Below are 20543 nucleotides of genomic sequence, written 5' to 3' on the forward strand. Positions count from 1 at the left end.
TGATGGAACCGGTGGTGGAGGACTTCCGCGCGGTGGTGGAGGGTTTGTCCTTCACCGACCCGACGATCCCGATCGTGTCCACCGTGACCGGCGCCCCGGCGACGGCGGCCGAGCTGTGCTCGCCGGAGTACTGGGTGCGGCACGTCCGCCGGCCGGTGCGGTTCCTCGACGCCGTCACGACCCTGGCCGGGTTGGGTGTCGCGCGGGTGCTGGAACTCGGCCCGGACGGCGTGCTCACCGCGATGGTGGCCGACTCCGGGATCGACCCGTCGGTCGCGGTTCCGCTGCTGCGCAAGGGGAAGCCGGAGGAGCGGACGCTCCTGGCGGCACTGGCGGCGCTGCACGTGGACGGCGTGCCCGTCGAGTGGGACTTCACCGGCGGTCGCCGGGTCGACCTGCCGACGTACCCGTTCGCCCGCGAGAGGTTCTGGCTGCGCAACGCCTCCGAGGGGTCGGGCGTCGACCTGGACGCGCCGGTCGTGCTGGCCGGGGACGACGGCGTCCTGCTGACCGGCGCGGTGTCGCTGGCCGGCAGCGGCGTGCCCCTCGAACTGGCGTGGCGCGCGGCCGACGAGGTCGGGTGCGACGTGATCACCGAACTGGTCGTGGAACGCCCGCTGGTCGTCCCGGCGCGGGTGCAGGTCCGCGTGGACGCCGACCGGGTGCTCACGATCTCCTCGCACGTCGGCGGCACGTGGGTCCGCAACGCCACCGGCTCGCTCGGTCGCGGCCCCGCGACCGAGGCGGAGCACGAGTGGCTGCCGCCGGTCGAGGTGGCGCTGCCCGACGACGTCGGGGTGGAGGGGTTCCGCCTGCACCCCGGTCTGCTCGAAGGCTTCGAGGTGCTGGCGTGGCGCGGGGTGCGCCTGTTCGCGACCGGCGCCACGCGGCTCGCGGTGAGCCGGTCCGCGAGCGGTGCCCTGGTGGCCCGCGACCACGGCGGTGCCGTCGTCCTGTCGGCCGAGTCCGTCGAACTGGGCGTGCTCGACGCGCCCGCTGACGCCCTCGACTCGATGTACCGCGTGGAGTGGTCGGAGATCGCGGTCACCGGGACCGACCCCGGCAGCACGGTCCTGGAGGCGGGCGCGCTGCACGACGTGCTCGACGCCGTGCGGTCCTGGCTCGCCGACGACCGGCCCGACGGGGAGCGGCTCGTCGTCGTGACCCGCGGCGCGGTCGCCGTCCGCGACGACGAGGACGTCACCGACCCGGCCCTCGCGCCCGTGTGGGGCCTGCTGCGCTCGGCGCAGGCCGAGCACCCCGGCCGGTTCGTGCTGGCGGACCTCGACGACGACCCGGCCTCGACCGCCGTCCTGCCCTCGGCGCTGGCCGCGGACGAGCCGCAGCTCGCGGTCCGGGCCGGGAGCGTGTTCGTGCCCCGGCTCGCCAGGGTCGCGGCCACCGCCACCCGACCCGTCCTCGACCCGGACGGCACGGTGCTGGTCACCGGCGCCACCGGCGGCCTCGGCAGGCTGCTGGCCCGCCACCTGGTCGCCGACCTCGGTGTGCGGCACCTGCTGCTGACCGGTCGCCGCGGCGAGGAGGCGGCCGGGATGCCCGAGCTGCGGGACGAGCTGACCGGGCTGGGCGCGGCCGTCACCGTCGCCGCGTGCGACGTGGCCGACCGAGACCAGGTGGCCGATCTGCTGCGCCGCGTGCCCGCCGAGCACCCGCTCACGGTCGTGGTGCACGCCGCCGGGATCAACGACGACAGCGTCGTGTCGACGTTGACCCGCGACCGGCTCGACCGGGTGCTGCGCCCCAAGGTCGACGCGGCGCTGGCCCTGCACGAGCTGACGCGGGACCTGGCCGCGTTCGTCCTGTTCTCCTCGGCCTCCGCGACGTTCGGCGGACCGGGGCAGGCGAACTACGCGGCGGGCAACGCGTTCCTGGACGCGCTCGCCCACCACCGCGTCGCGCGCGGCCTGCCCGCCGTGTCGCTCGCCTGGGGCCTGTGGGCCGAACGCGACGGCATGGGCGGTCGACTGTCCGAGGTGGACCTCACGAGGATGGCGCGCGCGGGCATGGGCGCGCTGTCGGAGGAGGAGGGGCTGGCCCTGTTCGACGCGGCCCTCGGCTCGTCGGCGGCCACGCTGGTCCCGGCCAGGCTGGACCTCGCCGCGTTCTCCGCCGGTCCCGTCCCGGCCCTGCTGCGCGGACTCGTCGCCACGCCGTCCCGGCGAGCGGTGACCGCGCGGACGGCGGGGGAGGAGGAGACGTCCCTCGCCGGGCGGCTCGCCGGACTGGCACGGGCCGAGCAGGAACGGGTGCTGCTCACGCTGGTGCGGACCCACGTCGCGGACGTCCTCGGACACGGCTCGCCGCAGGCGATCGAGCCCGACCGCGGGTTCCTCGAACTCGGCCTCGACTCCCTGACGGCGGTCGAGCTGCGCAACAGGCTCGGCGCGGAGACCGGTCTGCGGCTGCCGACCACGCTCGTCTTCGACCACCCGACACCGGTCGCGGTGGCGGCGCACCTCGGCGGTGAGCTGCTGGTCGACGCGGGCACGTCGGCGCTCGCGGAGCTGGACCGGATCGAGGAGGGCCTGGCCGACGTCGGCGAGGACGCGCGCGTGCGGCTCGTGGACCGGCTGGAAGCCCTGCTGGCCGCGGTGAGGGGCGACGCCGAGCCGGGTGGCCTCGACCTCGACGGCGCGAGCCTGGACGAGGTGTTCGACTTCATCGACGAGGAGTTCCGCCTCCAGTGAGGTGACACCCCGCGCGGCAGCGGCGGAACGGGGGCTGGACCGGTGATCCCGGTCCAGCCCCCGTCCCACGTCAACGCCTTCAGGCGCTGTCGACCGTCATCACCTCGATGTCGATCGGCAGGTCCGTGCGCCGGTTCACGTTGAGCTTGCGGTACGCCCGCGTCAGGTGCTGCTCCACCGTGCTGACGGTGATGAACAGCCGCCTGGCGATCTGGCGGTTGGTGTAGCCCTGCGCCGCCAGCGTGGCGACCCGGCGTTCCGCGTCGCTCAGCGTGGACGTGCCGCCCGCGCCGGAGATCTCGATGACGTCCGGCCGCCCCGCGAAGTGCTGCTCGACCTGCCTGCTGGAGCCGCGCTCCAGCAGGGGCTCGGCGTGGCACGCCTTCGCCATGCTCGACGCGCGCCGCGCCACCATCCTGGCCCGGTCCAGCTCGCCGGTCGTGTTGTGGACCTCGCTGAGGTCCGTGAGCGCCTTCGCCAGCTCCAACCGCGCTCCCACGGTCTGGAGCACGTCGCACGCCTCGGCCAGCAGCCTCGGCCGCGAGTCGACGTCACCCGCCTCCGCGAGCAGCCGCAGCGCCATCCCGCGGGTGCGCGACGGGGTGGTCGGGATGCGCGCCAACTGGTCCTCGACGTGGGCGACGGCCTGGTCGCGGTTGTTCACCCGCAGGTGCACCTCCGCCACGTCCAGCCGCCACGGCACCAGCTCCGGCAGGTCGACCGACCACTTGACCATGAGGTCGCCGCACACCTGGAAGTCGTTCAGCGCCGCGTGCGGCCGACCGGTCGCCAGGTAGTAGTGGCCCCGCGCGTGCAGGTAGTACAGGCCGTAGCGGCTCTCGTAGGTCGAGTTCGGCACCGGCTGCGCCAGCACCCGCGCAGCCTCCCCGAAGTCGCCCATCTCGGTCGCCGCCAGGAGCTGGCTCGCCAGCGGCGACCCGATGCTCGGACCCCAGCGCTCCTGCGACACGCTGGCCAGCGCGGTCCGCGCGTGCTCCGCCGCGGCGGGCAGGTCCCCCTGCCGCAGCGAGATCTCCGCCCTGGAACTGGACAGCACCGCCTGCCACGTCGGCGCGCGCCGCGCCGAGGCCTCGCCGAGCAGCGAGTCGCACCACTGCGCCGCGAGCGGGATGCGGTCGGCGTACACCAGGGCCGTCAACACCGTCGTCAACGGCTCCAGGGTGGAGTCCCGGAGCTGGCAGCTCTGGAGGAGCTGCTCCGCCTTCGCCACGAGCTGGTCGTCCACCCGGCCGGACAGGATCGTCGCCAGCACGTTCGCCGCCTGGTGCTGCGGACTCGTGCTCAGCGCCACGGGGACGGTCCGCTCCACCGCCGCCGGCCGCGCGAACCGCGCCGCCAGCGGGGGGTAGGAGTAGGCCAGCCACATCCGCAGGAACTCGATCTCCGCCGCCCTGACCGGATCGCCCTGCACGGGCAGCCGGTCGAGGTGGTACATCGTCTCCTCGGCCTCGTCGAAGCGCCCGTGCCACAGCAGGTACCGCAGCATCGTCATCGCGTGCTGCTGGTCCAGCTGCCGCTGCCACACCGACGAGATCAGCCTCGGCAGGTGCCGGGACGCGGTGGACGGGTCGAGCTGCCACTCGATCGACGTCAGCAGCGCCATGATCGCGCCGCGCTCCTGCTCGTCGACGCAGATCGACGACGCCAGCTCCAGGTAGGCCACCGCGGTGGTGGTCTGGTCGCCGAACAGGGCCTGCTCCGCGGCGTCGCGGAGCACCTCGACCGCCCACGGCGGCAGCGGTGCGCCGGCGGCCAGCAGGTGCCTGGCCACGGTCTCGTTCGGCGACCCGTCCTGCTGGAGCAGCGTCGCGGCCCGCACGTGCATCCGGGACCGCTCCTCGACCGTCACGTGGTCGAGCACCGCCCGCGCCGCCGCCGGGTGCCGGAACTGCCAGTGCGAGAGCACCCCGATGCCGTTGAGCGCCTGGACGTGCTGCGCCGCCGTCTCCGCGCTCGTGTCCAGCACGGCGCTGATCAGCTCGGTGCCGCCCGCGCCGCCGAGCACCGCCACGGCCCTCGTGACCTCCAGCAGCAGCGGGTCGCCGCGGTGCAGGCAGGACAGGACCGCCTCGCCGAACGCGTCACCCAGCAGCAGGTCGCCGGAACCGTCGGCCACGCCCGTGAGGTGGTCCTCCAGGACGGCGTTGACCAGCAGCGGGTTGCCGCCGGTCAGCTCGTGGGCCTTCGGCGCGAGGCGGGCGGCCCGCTCCTCGCCGACGCGCTCCCGCAGCAGCTCGCGCACCCCGTCCTCGGACAGCGGCGCGAGCTTGATCCGCTTGCAGTGCGGCTGGCGCAGCAGGTCCGCGTGGAACGCCTGGTAGCGGTGCTGCGGGCCGGTCTGCTCGGTCAGGACCATCAGCGCGCGGCTGAACCGCAGCCTGCGCGCCAGGTAGAGCAGGCAGTCGCGGGACAGTTCGTCGACGTGCTGGAGGTCGTCCACCACGATGACGACGGGCCGGTCCGCCGCCAGGTTCGTCAGGATCATCCACAGCGCCTGCATCACCTGTGCGGAGGACTTCTCCGCGGCCGTTCCGTCCGATTCCGCGAGCGCTTTCCCGCACATTTCCGGACTGATCAGACCGCTGGTCCACCGTCGACTTTCCTCGGATTGCGACACGGGTTGGAACAGCTGTGCCATGACTTCGAACGGCATTGACTGCTCGGCCCGCGACGCGGTCGCGCTCAACACCAGTGCGCCGGAATCGGCAGAGCACTGCGCGAACGTGTGGAGAAGTTCGGTCTTGCCACTCGCGACAGGACCGCTCACCACTGCCACGCCACCTCTGCCCTGCGTCGCGTCCTGCAATACGGTGCGCAGCGCGGCTATTTCTTTTTCTCTCTCAATCAACTGCGGAACTCCCCCAGTGAGCGCCACGTTTCGGCGTTCGACGAGGAAGTAGTTGTCAGCGCAACACTGCGCGGGGCCGAGCTGCCGATCTCGTAAGCTCAGCAGTCACGTCCTCGCCGACGCCATCGGTCAATCTCACAGTACAGAGGCCATGTTAAGGCTGAGAAGCCTCCCCCCAGGATCACTCGAATGGCCTAATGCACAAAATGGTGTTAACGCGATGTCACAGGCCGCTCGACGGGGCAAGCAGTTTTCGACCACGGTAAAACACCGGGAATCGGTTTCGACGTTCTGGGGTGACGAGGGCGCAACGTGCGATCCGCGGACCCGCGCCGTCCGGGGGAACGGCGCGGGCCCACGAGGTCACCTCGACACGTCGTGCGCGCCGTTGCCGCCGAGGGGAGCGGGCAGCAGCGGGATCTCGCGCACGCGCGAGACGACCAGCTCGCGGGTCACCTTCGACAGCCTGCGGGCCGTCTCCGGGTCGAACGTCTTGATCGTCAGGTCGACCGGCTTGCCCTGGTTGTTGGCCGTCAGCGGAGCCGACGGCGGGTTGTCGATCGCCTCGACCATCGGCACGATCGCCGTGGAGACCGGCTTCGCGGCGATCTTGCTGAGCAGCTTGATGATGCCCTTCACGGGCTGCTTCATGTGCGCCGTGCCGCCGAGGGTGGCGGTGAAGCCGGGGTGGTAGAGCACGTACCGGGCCTTGCTGCTGGCCTCCTCGGCGAACGCGACGCCGAGCAGGTCGTTCGCCCGGCCGCACTGCGCCTGGGCGCGGATCGTGCCGTACTTCGCCTCCGACTGGAGGTCGTCGAAGTTCACCGAGCCCATGGTGATGCCGGGCGCGGCGACGTTGATGATCACCGGGTTCGCCGAGGCGTCGAGCTGCGCGCGCAGGCCGTGGCTCAGCAGGTAGCGGCTGAGGTAGTAGAGGGAGAAGGTGAACTCCAGCCCCTCCGGGGTCTCCAGCCGCTTCGGGCTCTGCCGGTTGGCGCACAGCACCAGCGCGTCGACCACCGGGTGGTCGCGGGCGACCTCCGACACCACGCGCTCGTTCTCCGTGATCGAGCTGAGGTCGGCGCGGATGAACGTGAACCGGTCGGCCGCGCCCAGCGCGGCGGCCTCGGCCCGCAGCGCCTTGCCCTTCTCCGGGCTGCTGCCGATGGCGACCACCGTGTCGCCCACCTCCAGTCGGGCCAGCGCGAGCCCACGCCCCATGCCGTCGGTGCCGCCCGAAATGACGACGGTCTTGCTGTTTGGGCGTTCGTTCCCCATGTCCGCTCCCGGTAGTTACTGTTTGTCCGCAACTGCATCATCGGTAACTTCGACGATCTACGGAAGGAGGCACATCCATGTCCGATAGGCACACGGATGTTCCTACGGTCCTCGCTGCCGAGTTGCCGCTGCCGGTGAAGCCGTCCGAGCACGAGGCGTGTCCCGTCACCGATGTCCTCCGACGGGTCGGGGACAAGTGGAGCGTCCTGGTGGTCGTGCTGCTCGGGCGCGGTCCACGACGTTTCGGTGAACTGAACCGCGACATCGAGAACATCAGTCAAAGAATGCTCACGCGCACGCTCAGGGCACTGGAACGCGATTACCTCGTCACCCGAACGGTGTATCCCACCGTTCCCGCGACCGTCGAATACGGACTGACCGATCTGGGACGCACACTGCTCGTTCCGCTTTCCGCGCTGACCGACTGGGCCATCGCGCACCGACATGACATCGAAGCGGCACGATACCGGTACGACAGAAGTCGCGAGGCCGTTGCGGAATGAGTGGGGTGCCGACCCCTAGTCGGTCTCCAATAGGGGTCGACTAGGGGTTGCCCGATAGGGGTTGACCTGCATTGTCCTGCCGGTACGGTCGTGAACGACGCCGGACGTTTTCTTCGTCCCCTCGATGTCATTTCCCTGAGTGAGGATTCGATAATGGGTCGTTACACGTACTTGAGCAGCTCGACGCGCCAGCCGGAGCCCGAGGAAAGCGACATCGAAATCAACATCACCACGCCCGACGAGATCGGGCAGGGCGAGGTGCTGAACATCGAGGTCACCCTCCGCACGCTGCACCCGACCATCAAGGACCGCCCGGCCCACGACATCAAGGGCGAGGTCGAGGTGATCATCGGCGGCGACGTCGAGAAGAAGGTCGTCGCGGTCGGCCTCAGCAACGCCAACCACGTGTTCGCGGGCAAGAACGTGCTGCTGACCGGCGGCCACGCCGAGATCGTCGCGGAGACCACGGGCACCTACACGTTCGCGCCCGGCGAGATCTCGGTGCGGACGTCGGACTACCCGCTCAAGAGCGTCCCGAAGGTCGAGCAGGCGGCCGACGGCAAGACCACCGTCGTCTGACCACCGTCCGCGAACGCCTGGGGGAGAACCATGGACTGGGAGCACCTGCGCCCTCGACTGCGGGGCGACCTGCTGCTGCCGGAGGACGGTGGGTACGACCGCGCGAAGCAGTTGCAGATCGCGGAGTACGACGCCGTCCACCCCCTGGCGATCGCGTACTGCGCGACCGCCTCGGACGTTCGCGAGGCGGTGCTCTTCGCCGCCGGGGCCGACCTGCACGTCACCGTGCGGGCGGGCGGGCACAACTTCGCCGGGTGGTCGACGACCGAGGGCCTGGTCCTCGACGTGTCCCGGATGGACCACGTCGGCGTGCCCTCGGCCACGGTTCGGCTCGGACCCGGCGTGCGGTCCGTCGAGGCGGTGACCGAACTCGCCCGCCACGGCGTGCAGACCGCGACCGGCGTGTGCCCGACGGTCTGCGTCGCCGGCTACACCACCGGCGGCGGGATCGGCTGGCAGACCAGGAAGTTCGGTCTCGCGGGCGATCGGCTGGCGTCGGCCGACCTGGTGCTCGCCGACGGCTCCCTCGTGCACTGCTCCGCCGAGCAGGAGCCCGACCTGTTCTGGGCGCTGCGCGGCGGTGGCGGCGGCAACTTCGGTGTGGTCGTCGGGCTGGAGGTGGTGCCGACCAGCGTGCCGCGGATCGTGAACTTCACCGTGGTGTGGGCGTGGGACGACGCGCTCGACGTGCTCGACCGGTGGCAGCACTGGATGGCGTCCGCCCCCGTGGAGCTGAGCTCCGAGATCGGCGTGGTGATGATGGACGCCGCCCCGGACGCCACGCCGTTCGTCATGATGCACGGCGGGTACTTCGGCCCGCGGGAGTCGTTCGACGCGCTGCTGGAGCAGCTGTGCCACGCCGCGGGCGCCCGCCCGACGACGGTGCAGGCCGACGACCTGCCCTACGAGCAGGCCATGCTGCGCCTCTACCGGTGCGAGGACATGACCCCCGCGCAGCGTCGGCGCGTCGGCACGACCCCGGAGGCGCTGTTGCCGCGCCAGGGTTTCGTGCGCGAACGCCACCGCATGTTCTCCGCCGAGATGAGCCGCGACGCCGTCGCCGCCGCGCTGCACGTGTTCGACGACGACCGCAGGGCGGGCCAGTTCCGCTACCTCGCCCTCACCGCGCTGGGCGGCGTCCCGAACGAGATGCCGCGGGACGCCACCGCGTACGTGCACCGCGACGCCCGGTTCCTGGTCAAGTACACGCTCATCGGGGAGGACGCGAGCCCTGGTGAGGAGGAGCTGGCCGCCGCCGTCACGTGGGTCGACCGCGGTTTCGCGGTGATCGACCCGCTCTCCAACGGTCACTCCTACGTCAACTACCCGGATCCGGCCTTGCGGGACTGGCGGTGGTCGTACTACGGCGGGAACTACGAGCGGTTGGTCGAGGTGAAGAAGGCCTACGACCCGGAGGGGTTCTTCCGCTTCCCGCAGAGCATCGGCGGCTGATCGGCTGTCAGGCCCGTGTCCTGCCGACGTAGACCTCGCGGGCCCGGTAGTAGGTGTCCGAGGACGGTCCCGGATCGCCCGACGAACCCTCCGTCTGGAGGTTCAGGATGATCCACATCGGTTGGTCCACGAAGCCCGCGCCGCGGTGCTGGCCCACCCACGTGCCGTCGAGGTAGTAGTGGATGTCGACGTCGGTGGCGTTGACCTTGGCGATCCACGCCCGGTAGCCGTGCCAGGCGCCGGGGTTGCTCACGGCCTTGATCGTGCTGGACCAGCCGCCGCCGGCGTCGCGGTAGGTGTTGAACCAGTTCCGCGTGTCGCCCTTGAACTCCAGGATGTCGCTCTCCGGCGGCCAGGAGTTGGCTCCGGTGAGCCAGAACGCGGGCCAGGTGCCCCGTGCCGAGGGCGCCTGGAACTCGCCCCTGACCTCCCAGTTGGGGAACTGGTCGTTGACCCGGACCTGCTGCTTCGCGTGCACCGCGCCGGAGTGGTAGCGGATCGGCAGGTGCGGGTCGGCCGAGCTGGTGCCCTCGTCCCACGTGATGCGGGTGGCCCGGATGGCGAGGACCCCGCCCGGCTCCAGGAACACGTGGTTGCGGTCGGTCGCGCTGCCGTACATCCGGGCGCTGCCGTTGTGGTCCGATCCCCAGGGGTAGCGGTGGTTCCACGCCGACCGGAAGGTGTCGTAGTCGGCGAAGGAGCCGCTGACCAGCGTCTCCCAGGTGGCGGCTCCGGCGGTCCCGGTGGTGCCCAGTGCGGCGGCGGTGAGACCCGCACCGCCCGCGGCCAGCAGACGACGTCGGTTGAGCGTCACGATGAGTCCTCCCACGCGGTATCGGTGCGGTGGCACGACGCGGCGGAGGTGTCGGCGACGCTGGGTAAGCGCTTTCCACGGTAGGAGGTCGACTCCACCCGCGTCAACGCCCGGTTGGCGGCTGACGGGGGACCCCCGCGGGGGAACAGGGTGGTGGGTCCGCTCGCCGCGATCCCCCACGTCGACCAACCACAGGAGAACGTGATGACCGACCACTCCACCGTCGAGGGGCCCGCGCGGTCCTCCGGACGCTGGACCAGGGCCGCGGCGGCGGTGCTCCTGGCCGCCGCCGCGCTCCTGGTGCCGACGGGCGCCGCGACCGCGGCTCCCGGCGCCACCCTGCTGTCGGACACGGTGCTCGACCCGTCGGCGCTGTACTTCGTGTCCTACGACGGACTGGTCAACAACGACTCGTTCCAGCAGGACGCGATCCTCACCCGCTCGGGCTACCAGTACACCGCCTGGTACACCAGCAGCCGCCACGCCGTGGTGGCGCGGCGGGCGCTGACCGGGGACACCGCGTGGCGGACCGTCGTGCTGCCGCACCAGCTCAGCGTCGACGACTCGCACAACGTGATCTCGCTGGGCGTCTCGCCGCGAGACGGCAGGCTGCACGTCGCGATGGACACCCACAACAGCAGGGTGTTCTACGTGAAGTCCGAGGCGGGCCTGGTGTCCCAGGCGTCCTCGCGCGACTGGACCGCCGCCCGGTTCGGCGCCGTGCAGCGCACCCTCGACGGCGTCGACCCCGGCGCGATGACGTACCCGCGGTTCGTGGTCACGCCCGAGGGCGCGCTCCAGTTCAGCTACCGAACCGGCGGCTCCGGCAACGGGGTCGACGAACTCGCCGAGTACGACGGGGGCACGTGGCGCGGGCTCGGCGCGTGGTCGTCGGCGACCGGCTCGTGGACCGGCCCGAACGGGGTCGTGTCCACCACCAGGAACATGTACCTGCACGGTCTGACCTACGACCCGAGGGGGCGCCTGCACGCGGCGTTCACCTGGCGCGAGGGGAACGCGGCGGTGCTGTGCCACGGCGGCGGCCTCGCCAACCACGACACCGGCTACGTCTACAGCGACGACCGCGGGCGCACCTGGCGCAACGGCGCGGGCACGCAGGTCGGCACCACCGGCGGCACGCGCGTCGGGATCGGCTCGCCCGGCCTGGTGGCCGACCCGCTCGACCCGAACCACGGGCTGATGAACCAGGAGGGCCAGGCCGCCGACTCGGCGGGCACCCCGCACGTCGTGATCAGCTACGTGCCCGGCCGGTTCACCCAGTGCGTGTCGGACTACGCCCAGCAGCGGGCGCGGTACGGCCGCGCGTTCCACCTCGTGCGCGGGGCGGGCGGCGCCTGGACCAAGCGCGAGGTGCCGGTCGCGCCGGGTTCCACGCAGCGCACCAAGATCGTGTTCGACCGCGCGGACAACGCCTACCTGATCATGCCGAGGGCGCGGATCGTGGCCGCGAGCAGGGCGAGCGGCTGGACCGACTGGACGCTGGTGTTCGACCGGCCCGGCATGAACGCCTTCGGCGAGGTCAACGTGGACACGTCGAGGACCGCCACCGACGGCGTGCTGTCCGTGCAGTACCAGCAGGCCTCCACCGGCACCACGCCGTCGCCGATCCGGGTCGCCGACATCCGGCTCGGCTGACCCGGCCCGCCCCTTCCCGCAGGCGAAATCCGGCCCGCATCGATCAATTCGAAGCGGATCGACATCGAATTCGTCGAATTGTCCTTCGAGTATTCGCCACGCGCCGCCCTCGACCGGTGGCGGCGCGCGGTGAATCCTGCCCAAAACCGGGAAGCGGCCGGTCAAGGCAGTGTTCGAATGATCGACCACTAGGCCCCTTGACTGTGGAATATCGATGGCTAACATCCAATCAAGGGTCGAAGCGGTGCGTCGTGTGAACTGATCGAGACCGCGTGGGAATCATTTCCCGTGCGTTCTTCCAGGGAGGAAACCTTGATGTTCGCACGGGTGCTCGCGGCGCTGCTGGTCTCGACGACGGTGCTCGCGGGGTGCGGCGGGTCGGCGGGCGACTCGGATCCGGGGACGCTCAAGCTCTGGCACTACGAGAGCCCGGACAGCGCGATGGGGATCGCCTGGAACGCCGCCATCGCGAAGTTCGAGGCCACCCACCCCGGCGTGAAGGTCCAGTTCGAGGAGAAGGGCTTCGAGCAGGTCCAGAAGACCGCTCCGATGGTCCTCAACTCGAACGAGGCGCCGGACCTCCTGGAGTACAACAAGGGCAACGCGACCACCGGCCTGCTGTCCAGGCAGGGCCTGCTGGCCGACCTGACCGAGCAGGCCGTCGCGCGCGGCTGGGACAAGCGCCTGTCGGCGGGCATCCAGACGACCGCCAGGTACGACGAGCGGGGCGTCATGGGCTCCGGCAAGTGGTTCGGCGTCCCGAACTACGCCGAGTACGTGACCGTCTACTACAACGAGGACGCGTTCGCCGCGCGCGGACTCGCCGTGCCCACCACCCTGGCCGAGTTCACCGCGGCGATGGACGCCTTCGTCGCCGCGGGGACCACCCCGCTGGCCGTCGGCGGCGCCGAGTACCCGGCCCAGCAGATCCTCTACCAGCTCGCGCTGAGCAAGGCCGACCGCGACTGGGTGGACCGGTACCAGCGCTACACCGGCGACGTCGACTTCCACGACGAGGCGTGGACCTACGGCGCCACCACGTTCGCCGAGTGGGTCGCCAAGGGCTACGTCGGGCCCGAGTCCAGCGGCATGAAGGCCGAGGACATGGGGGTCGCCTTCATCCAGGGCAAGTACCCGATCATGGTGTCCGGCACCTGGTGGCGCGGACGGCTCCAGAGCGGGATCAAGGACTTCCAGTGGGGCTCGTTCCCGTGGCCGGGCAGCAGGATGGGCATCGGGTCGAGCGGCAACCTGTGGGTCGTCCCCGAGGGTTCCCGGAACAAGGAGCTGGCCTACGACTTCATCGACATCACGCTGTCGCAGGAGATCCAGGACAAGCTCCGCGACGCGGGCGGCGTCCCCGTCGCGCCCGGCGGGTCGCAGCCCACCGACCCCGCGGTGCGGACGCTGATCGACGAGTTCGACACCCTGGTGGCGAACGACGGGCTCGCGTACTACCCGGACTGGCCCGCCCCCGGCTTCTACGCCGTCTTCGTGTCCGCGACGCAGAAGCTGATCACCGGCGGCGCCACCCCCGACCAGGTGCTCGACGAGGTGGCGAAGCCGTACGCGGAGAACCGCGCCACCCTCGGCGGATGAGCGTCGCCACGGCCGTGGACCGGCCCTCCCCGGCGAAGCCCACCCCCTCGCCACCCCGGCGCCGACCCGGCCGGGGCCAGGGCACCTACCTGCTGTTCCTCCTGCCCGGAGCCGTGCTCCTGCTCGCGGTGGTCCTGGTGCCGTTCGCCATGAACGTCGGCATCAGCTTCACCCGGTGGTCCGGCGTCGGCGACCCGAGGTGGATCGGCCTGGAGAACTACCGCAGGCTCTTCGCCGACGCGGCGTTCTGGGCGTCGTTCCGGCACAACGTCGGACTGCTCGTCGCGATGGCGGTCCTGCCGACGGCCGCCGGGCTGCTCGTCGCGGCGGCGCTGTTCGACGTCGTGGGCAAGCGGTTCGGCCCGCGCGCCGCGGGGGTGCTGCGGGCGTGCGTCTACCTGCCGCAGGTGCTGCCGATCGCGGTCGCCGGGATCGTGTGGAGCTGGATCCTCGCGCCGAGGGGCGGCGCGCTCAACGCGTTCCTCGACGCCGTCGGCCTCGGCTCGCTGGCGCGGGACTGGCTCGGCGACCCGGACATCGCGCTGTACAGCGTGATGGGGGTGCTGGCGTGGATCCAGCTCGGCTACCCCGTGGTCGTCTTCATGGCGGGGATGCAGCGGATCGACCCCGTGCTGCACGAGGCCGCCGAACTCGACGGGGCGTCGTGGTTCGGCCGGTTCTGGCACGTCACCGTCCCCCAGATCCGGCCCGAGGCGTTCGTGGTCCTGCTGACCTGCTCCATCGCCGCGCTGAAGGTCTTCGGGCCGATCTACGTGCTGACCGGCGGTGGACCAGGAGGGGCGACGACCGTGCCGTCGTACTCGTCGTTCCAGAACTTCTTCGAGAAGACCCAGGTCGGGTACGGAGCCGCCATCGCGACGGTGCTCACGGTGCTGGTCCTGGTGCTGACGACCGCCTTCCTGCGCGTGCAGAACCGCGGGGAGGAGCGCTGATGGCGACGACCGCTCGGCGACGGCGCGACCCGGCGCCGCACCTGGTGCTGTGGGGGCTCGTCGCGCTCGCCGCCGTCATGCTGGTGCCGTTCGCGATCATCGTCCTGAACGCGCTGAAGTCACCCGCCGACTACGCCACCTCCGGCCCCCTCTCGCTGCCGGACGAGGTGCACGCGCAGGGGATCGTGGACTTCTGGCAGCGCGTCGACTTCGGGTCGAAGCTCCTCAACAGCTTCGTCATCGCCGGATCGGTCGCGGTGCTGGCGGTCGTGGTCTCCGTCCTCAACGCCTACGCGCTGGGCATCGGGCGGATCAGGGGGCGGCTGTGGGTGCTGACCCTGTTCCTGATCGCGAACACGCTGCCCCAGGAAGCCCTGGTCTACCCGCTCTACCACCTGTTCAAGCAGGTCGACCTGTACGACACCCGGCTCGGGGTGATCATCGTGTTCACGATCGTCCAGGCCGCGTTCGGCACCTACCTGCTGGCCTCCACGCTGAGCGGCTTCCCGCGCGAGGTGCTGGAGGCCGCGCGGGTGGACGGCGCCAACCGGTGGCAGGTCCTGGTGCGGATCGTCGTGCCGATCAGCAGGCCGACGTTGGGCGTGCTGTTCGTGTTCTTCTTCATCTGGACGTGGAACGAGTTCCTGATCCCGCTGGTGCTGCTCATCTCCGACGAGAACCAGACCGTGCCGGTCGCACTGGGGATCCTCCAGGGGCAGCGGATGATGGACGCCACGACGACCAGCGCGTCGGCGCTCCTGGGCGTCCTCCCCGCCGTGGTGTTCTTCCTGTTCTTCCAACGAACCCTGACGCGGGGGATGACGGTGGGGGCGGTCAGGTGAAGTTCAGCGACGGCTACTGGCAGCTGCGACCCGGTGTGGTGGCGGCGCACCCGGTCGAGGTGCACGACGTGGTGGCGGGTGAGGGCACGCTCGTCGTGCACGCGCCGACGACACCGATCCGGCACCGGGGCGACCTGCTCCGCGGACCGGTGGTCACGATCGGCCTCTCCTCGCCGATGCCCGACGTCATCGGCGTCACGATCACGCACTTCGCGGGTGAGGTGCCCGCGGAGCCCCGGTTCGAGCTGGCGGTCGAGGACGGCACCACCGCGAAGGTGGTCGACGAGGACGGCGTCGCCGTCCTCACCTCCGGCGCGCTGTCCGCGCGGGTGGGCGGCGGCGACGGGTGGGGCGTGGACTTCACCGCGGGCGGTCGCGCGCTGACCTCCAGCGGTGCCAAGGCGATGGGCTTCATGACCGTCGACGGCGAGCACCACGTGCGCGACCAGCTCACCCTGGGCGTCGGCGACGTGGTGTACGGCCTCGGCGAGCGCTTCGGCCCGGTGGCGCGCAACGGGCAGGCCGTCGACATCTGGAACGCCGACGGCGGGACGGGCACCGAGCAGGCCTACAAGAACGTCCCGTTCTACCTGACGAACGCGGGCTACGGCGTCTTCGTCGACCACCCCGGCGCCGTGTCGTTCGAGGTGGGCTCGGAGGTCGTCTCGCGGGTGCAGTTCAGCGTGCCCGGCCAGACGCTGCGCTACTTCGTCGTCCACGGGCCCACGCCGAAGGACGTGCTGCGCCGGTACACGGCCCTCACCGGCAGGCCCGCGCTGCCGCCCGCGTGGTCGTTCGGGCTGTGGCTGTCCACGTCGTTCACGACGTCCTACGACGAGGCGACGGTGACCGGGTTCATCGACGGCATGGCCGAGCGGGGCCTGCCGCTGAGCGTGTTCCACTTCGACTGCTTCTGGATGCGCGAGTACCACTGGTGCGACTTCCGGTGGGACCCCGAGACGTTCCCCGACCCGGAGGGGATGCTGGAGCGGCTGCGGGCGCGCGGGCTGCGGGTCTGCGTGTGGATCAACCCCTACATCGGGCAGGCCTCGGACCTCTTCGCCGAGGGCGTCGCGGGCGGGTTCCTGGTCCGCAGGCCGAACGGCGACGTGTGGCAGGGGGACCAGTGGCAGCCGGGCATGGCGCTGGTCGACTTCACCAACCCCGCGGCGCGCGAGTGGTTCGCGGGGAAGCTGGACGCGCTGCTGGAGCAGGGCGTCGACTGCTTCAAGACCGACTTCGGCGAGCGGATCCCGACCGACGTCGTCTACTTCGACGGCTCCGACCCGGTGCGGATGCACAACTACTACACGCTGCTCTACAACCGCACCGTCTTCGACGTGCTGCGCGACCGGCGCGGCGAGCACGAGGCCGTCCTGTTCGCCCGGTCGGCCACCGCCGGGTGCCAGCGGTTCCCGGTGCACTGGGGCGGCGACTCCGAGTCCACCTACGAGTCGATGGCGGAGAGCCTGCGCGGAGGGCTCTCGCTCGGGATGTCCGGCTTCGGCTTCTGGAGCCACGACATCGGCGGCTTCGAGGGCACCCCGAGCGCCGGGGTGTTCAAGCGGTGGATCGCCTTCGGGCTGCTGTCCTCGCACAGCAGGCTGCACGGCAGCGGCTCCTACCGGGTGCCGTGGCTGTTCGACGAGGAGGCCGTGGACGTCCTGCGGGTCTTCACGAAGCTCAAGGCGCGCCTGATGCCCTACCTGTTCGAGGCCGCGCGGCAGGCGGTGGGCACGGGCGTGCCGGTGATGCGGGCGATGGTCCTGGAGTTCCCGGACGACCCCGCCTGCACGCACCTCGAACGCCAGTACCTGCTCGGCGACTCGCTGCTGGTCGCCCCCGTCTTCACCGACGACGGCACGGTGTCCTACTACGTCCCCGAGGGGACCTGGACCCGCTTCACGACCGGTGACCGGGTGCGCGGCCCGCGCTGGACGACCGACCGCTGCGGCTTCACCGACGTCCCGCTGCTCGTCCGGCCGAACTCCGTGGTGCCCGTGGGCGCCGTCGACGACCGCCCGGACTACGACCACGCCGACGGCGTGACGCTGCACGTGTACGAACTCGCCGACGGCACGACCGCGACCACACCCGTCGGCGACGCGGTGTTCACGACCGCCCGTCGGGGCGGTGTCGTCACGGTCGAGGCGCACGCGGCACCGCCCGGCTGGCGTGTGCTGCTGGTCGGGGTCGGTGCCCCGGCCTCCGTCGAGGGCGGTACCGGCACCGAGCACGTCCAGGGCGTGCTCGTCCAGGCCGATCGCGACCGGGTGGTCGTGGTCGTGCGCGAGAACGACTCGGGAGGACGACCGTCGTGAGGGTGCGCAGAACCGTTCCGCTGCTGGCCGCGGCGCTCCTCGTCGCGCTCGCGGCACCGGGTCCGGCCGCCGCGGACCAGGCCCCCCTGTTCCGCGATCCGAGCCGGTCGCCGGAGGCCCGCGTCGACGACCTCGTGCGGCGGCTGACGCTGGACGAGAAGGTGTCGCTGCTGCACCAGTACCAGCCCGCGATCCCGCGGCTCGGGATCGCGCCGTTCAAGACCGGGACCGAGGCGCTGCACGGCGTCGCGTGGTCCACCGACCGCAACGACGGCGGCGCCGTCGTCACCGCCGAGGCCACGGTCTTCCCGCAGGCGGTCGGGCTCGCCTCCACGTGGGACACCGAACTGGTGGAGCGGGTCGGCGCCGCGGTCGGCGACGAGGCGCGCGGCCTCAACTCGGCGAACCCCGACGTGTGGGGGCTCCAGCTGTGGGCACCGGTGGTGAACCTGCTGCGCGACCCGCGCTGGGGCCGCAACGAGGAGGGCTACTCCGAGGACCCGCACCTGACCGGGGAGATCTCCACCGCGTACGGCCACGGCCTCCAGGGCGACGACCCCCGGCACCTCAAGACCGCCCCGGTGCTCAAGCACTACCTGGCCAACAACAACGAGATCCGCCGCGACACCACGTCGTCGCAGCTCCGGCCGAGGGTCAAGCACGAGTACGACGAGGCCGCGTTCAAGCCCGCGATCACCGCCGACGCCGCCACCGGCGTCATGACGGCGTACAACCTGGTCAACGGGCGTCCGATGACCGCGCACTCCGACGTGAACGACGTCGTGAGGACGTGGACCGACAAACCGCTCTTCACCGTGACCGACGCGTCGGGCCCCAACAACCTGGTCGAGTCGCAGAAGTACTACCCCGACCTGCCCTCGGCGGACGCGGCGACCCTCAAGGCCGGTGTGGACAGCTTCACCACCGACAACACCGACTCCGCCAGGACGATCACGGCGATCAAGACCGCGTTGGCGCGCAGGCTGATCGCGGAGTCCGATGTGGACACCGCCGTCCGGCACATCCTGTCGGTCCGGGTGCGGCTCGGCGAGTTCGACCCCGGCGGCGGACCGTACGGCGGGATCACGGAGGACGTCGTCGACAGCCCCGCGAACCGGGCGCTGGCCCGCGAGACGGCGGGCAAGGCCTTGGTGCTGCTGAAGAACGAGGGCGGTGCGCTGCCGCTGAACGCCGCACGGGACCGGAACGTCGCCGTGGTCGGCCCGCTGTCGGACACCCTCTACACGGACTGGTACTCCGGCTCCACGACCTACGGCGTGACCCCGATCGACGGCGTCCGGGCGCGGTTGGGCGCCGGTGCGGCGGTGTCCGGCAGCGAGGGCGTCGACCGGATCGCGCTCAAGGAGGTGTCCTCCGGCCGCTACGTCACGGCGGGTGCCGACGCCGACGGCGACCTCCTGCGGATCGGCGGCACCACGGCGGGCACGACCGAGCAGCTGGACGTCTTCGACTGGGGCGAGGGCGTGCTGACCCTGCGCTCCGCGGCGAACGGCAAGTACGTCACGATCTCCGGCTCGTCGTTCGTGAACAGCGAGGAGCAGCCCAACGGCTGGTTCGTGCAGCAGCAGTTCGCGCTGGAGGACGTGGGCGGCGGCGAGGTCGTCATCCGCTACGCCGGGTACGAGAAGGCCTTCGACTGGTCGGGTCCCGAGGAGTACCTGACGGTGGCGGCCGACGGCACGCTGGCGCTGGGGGCCACGACGGCGGCGGGCGCGGCCCGGTTCACCAAGGACGTCCTGCGCGACGGCGTCGCCGAGGCGGCGGCCAAGGCCCGCGCGGCGGACGTCGCGGTGGTCGTGGTCGGCAGCATGCCGTTCATCAACGGCCGCGAGGACCACGACCGCACGGACATGGGCCTCGCGGCGGGCCAGCGGGCACTGGTCGCGGCCGTGCGCGAGGCCAACCCGAACACCGTGGTGGTGCTGGAGAACAGCTACCCCACGACGGCGGGCCCGGAGCAGGAGGCCGTCCCGGCGGTGCTGTGGACCACCCACGCGGGGGCCGAGACCGGCAACGCGCTGGCCGACGTGCTGTTCGGCGACCGCAACCCGGCGGGCCGCCTCACCCAGACCTGGTACCGGTCGGCGGCCGACCTGCCGGACATCCTCGACTACGACATCGTCAAGAGCCGCCGGACCTACCAGTACTTCGACGGCGATCCGCTGTACCCGTTCGGCCACGGGCTGTCCTACACCTCGTTCCGCTACGACCGGCTGAGGGTCGAGTCCCCGGTGGTCGACGCGAACGGGGAGGTCGTCGTCAGCGTCCGGGTCACCAACACGGGCAGGCGGGCGGGCGACGAGGTCGTGCAGCTCTACACCCACCAGCGGACCTCGCGCGTCGACCAACCCGCCCAGCGGCTCAGGGCGTTCGAGCGGGTGAGCCTCGACGCGGGCCGGGCGAAGACGGTCGTGCTGAAGGTGAAGGCCGCCGACCTCGCGGTGTGGGACGTGACCCGCGGTCGCTGGGCGGTGGAGGACTCGGTGCACGACCTCGCCGTGGGCGCGTCCTCCGGCGACGTGCGGCAGCGCGGCGAGGTGCGGGTCAGGGGCGAGCGGATCCCCGCCCGCGACCTCGGCGCGACCACCCGCGCGGTCGACTTCGACGACTACTCCGGCGTGGACCTGGTCGACGAGAGCAAGGTCCGCGGCGACGCCGTCGGCGCGGCGGCGGGCGAGTGGATCGAGTTCGCCGACGTGGACCTCGGCCGGGGGGCGAAGCGGCTGACCGCGACGGTGGCCAGGTCCGCGCCCGGCACCGCCTCGATCGAGGTCCGGCTCGGCGATCCCGTGCGCGGCAGGGTCATCGGCACCGCCACCGCGGCGAGCACCGGTGACGTCTACACCTACGCGACGACGACCGCGCCGCTGGAGGCGGTGCGCGGCAGGCACGACGTCTACCTCGTGTTCACCGGCGACCTGCGCCTGGCGTCGTTCTCCCTGAAGTGA

General features: G+C 71.4%; 13 protein-coding genes. 10 read left to right on the plus strand and 3 right to left on the minus strand.

Annotated elements, in window-relative coordinates:
• The coding region (locus tag VFZ92_RS25415) for an SDR family NAD(P)-dependent oxidoreductase (RefSeq protein WP_330878540.1) at window positions 1-2708 on the plus strand (2708 nt) is incomplete at its 5' end.
• Between the two features lie 79 nt (window positions 2709-2787).
• On the opposite strand, the gene VFZ92_RS25420 is transcribed toward VFZ92_RS25415, so the two are convergent.
• Together VFZ92_RS25420 and VFZ92_RS25425 are read right to left on the minus strand one after the other, a co-directional pair.
• Window positions 2788-5604 carry a helix-turn-helix transcriptional regulator gene (locus tag VFZ92_RS25420; protein WP_330878541.1) on the minus strand — a complete coding sequence of 939 codons (2817 nt, stop codon included), beginning with the start codon at window positions 5602-5604 and terminating at the stop codon, window positions 2788-2790.
• A 336-nt stretch (window positions 5605-5940) separates the two neighbouring features.
• Window positions 5941-6855, minus strand: coding sequence for an SDR family NAD(P)-dependent oxidoreductase (locus VFZ92_RS25425; RefSeq protein WP_330878542.1), 915 nt, complete (start codon window positions 6853-6855; stop codon window positions 5941-5943).
• Between the two features lie 77 nt (window positions 6856-6932).
• Between VFZ92_RS25425 and VFZ92_RS25430 the strand changes: the two genes are divergently transcribed.
• The 3 genes from VFZ92_RS25430 (at window position 6933) to VFZ92_RS25440 (ending at window position 9389) form a co-directional block, all read left to right on the plus strand.
• Window positions 6933-7358: a helix-turn-helix domain-containing protein gene (locus tag VFZ92_RS25430; protein ID WP_330878543.1), complete on the plus strand. Its 426-nt coding sequence runs from the start codon at window positions 6933-6935 to the stop codon at window positions 7356-7358.
• A 153-nt stretch (window positions 7359-7511) separates the two neighbouring features.
• A complete protein-coding gene (locus VFZ92_RS25435; protein ID WP_330878544.1) occupies window positions 7512-7937 on the plus strand; it encodes a hypothetical protein in 426 nt (141 codons plus the stop codon).
• A gap of 30 nt (window positions 7938-7967) precedes the next feature.
• The gene (locus VFZ92_RS25440) at window positions 7968-9389 is read left to right on the plus strand and encodes an FAD-binding oxidoreductase (RefSeq protein ID WP_330878545.1); all 1422 of its coding nucleotides are present in this window, start codon (window positions 7968-7970) and stop codon (window positions 9387-9389) included.
• A 7-nt stretch (window positions 9390-9396) separates the two neighbouring features.
• Here VFZ92_RS25440 and VFZ92_RS25445 read toward each other — a convergent pair whose 3' ends face one another.
• On the minus strand, window positions 9397-10203 hold the full coding sequence (locus VFZ92_RS25445) for a glycoside hydrolase (RefSeq protein WP_330878546.1): 807 nt from the start codon (window positions 10201-10203) through the stop codon (window positions 9397-9399).
• A 204-nt stretch (window positions 10204-10407) separates the two neighbouring features.
• On the opposite strand from VFZ92_RS25445, the gene VFZ92_RS25450 reads away from it, so the two are divergent.
• The 6 genes from VFZ92_RS25450 (at window position 10408) to VFZ92_RS25475 (ending at window position 20543) form a co-directional block, all read left to right on the plus strand.
• The gene (locus VFZ92_RS25450) at window positions 10408-11859 is read left to right on the plus strand and encodes a BNR repeat-containing protein (protein ID WP_330878547.1); all 1452 of its coding nucleotides are present in this window, start codon (window positions 10408-10410) and stop codon (window positions 11857-11859) included.
• A gap of 315 nt (window positions 11860-12174) precedes the next feature.
• Window positions 12175-13458, plus strand: a complete 1284-nt coding sequence (locus VFZ92_RS25455; RefSeq protein ID WP_330878548.1) for an ABC transporter substrate-binding protein — start codon at window positions 12175-12177, stop codon at window positions 13456-13458.
• Window positions 13455-14411, plus strand: coding sequence for a sugar ABC transporter permease (locus VFZ92_RS25460; protein WP_330878549.1), 957 nt, complete (start codon window positions 13455-13457; stop codon window positions 14409-14411). Before VFZ92_RS25455 ends, VFZ92_RS25460 begins: the two co-directional genes overlap by 4 nt.
• Window positions 14411-15253 (plus strand): carbohydrate ABC transporter permease, encoded by an 843-nt coding sequence (locus VFZ92_RS25465; RefSeq protein ID WP_330878550.1) that lies wholly within the window; start codon window positions 14411-14413, stop codon window positions 15251-15253. The genes VFZ92_RS25460 and VFZ92_RS25465 overlap by 1 nt, the downstream gene beginning before the upstream one ends.
• Window positions 15250-17574, plus strand: coding sequence for an alpha-xylosidase (gene yicI, locus VFZ92_RS25470; protein ID WP_330878551.1), 2325 nt, complete (start codon window positions 15250-15252; stop codon window positions 17572-17574). Before VFZ92_RS25465 ends, yicI begins: the two co-directional genes overlap by 4 nt.
• Window positions 17571-20543 (plus strand): glycoside hydrolase family 3 C-terminal domain-containing protein, encoded by a 2973-nt coding sequence (locus VFZ92_RS25475; RefSeq protein WP_330878552.1) that lies wholly within the window; start codon window positions 17571-17573, stop codon window positions 20541-20543. The genes yicI and VFZ92_RS25475 overlap by 4 nt, the downstream gene beginning before the upstream one ends.

Origin of the sequence: Umezawaea sp. (assembly GCF_036375055.1) — a bacterium.
Taxonomy (GTDB): domain Bacteria; phylum Actinomycetota; class Actinomycetes; order Mycobacteriales; family Pseudonocardiaceae; genus Umezawaea.

Coding starts and splice junctions, on each gene's coding strand:
- VFZ92_RS25450 (WP_330878547.1), top strand. CDS start 10,408: ATGACCGACCACTCCACCGTCGAGGGGCCCGCGCGGTCCTCCGGACGC.
- VFZ92_RS25435 (WP_330878544.1), top strand. CDS start 7,512: ATGGGTCGTTACACGTACTTGAGCAGCTCGACGCGCCAGCCGGAGCCC.
- VFZ92_RS25460 (WP_330878549.1), top strand. CDS start 13,455: ATGAGCGTCGCCACGGCCGTGGACCGGCCCTCCCCGGCGAAGCCCACC.
- VFZ92_RS25425 (WP_330878542.1), bottom strand. CDS start 6,855: ATGGGGAACGAACGCCCAAACAGCAAGACCGTCGTCATTTCGGGCGGC.
- VFZ92_RS25440 (WP_330878545.1), top strand. CDS start 7,968: ATGGACTGGGAGCACCTGCGCCCTCGACTGCGGGGCGACCTGCTGCTG.
- VFZ92_RS25455 (WP_330878548.1), top strand. CDS start 12,175: ATGTTCGCACGGGTGCTCGCGGCGCTGCTGGTCTCGACGACGGTGCTC.
- VFZ92_RS25430 (WP_330878543.1), top strand. CDS start 6,933: ATGTCCGATAGGCACACGGATGTTCCTACGGTCCTCGCTGCCGAGTTG.
- VFZ92_RS25465 (WP_330878550.1), top strand. CDS start 14,411: ATGGCGACGACCGCTCGGCGACGGCGCGACCCGGCGCCGCACCTGGTG.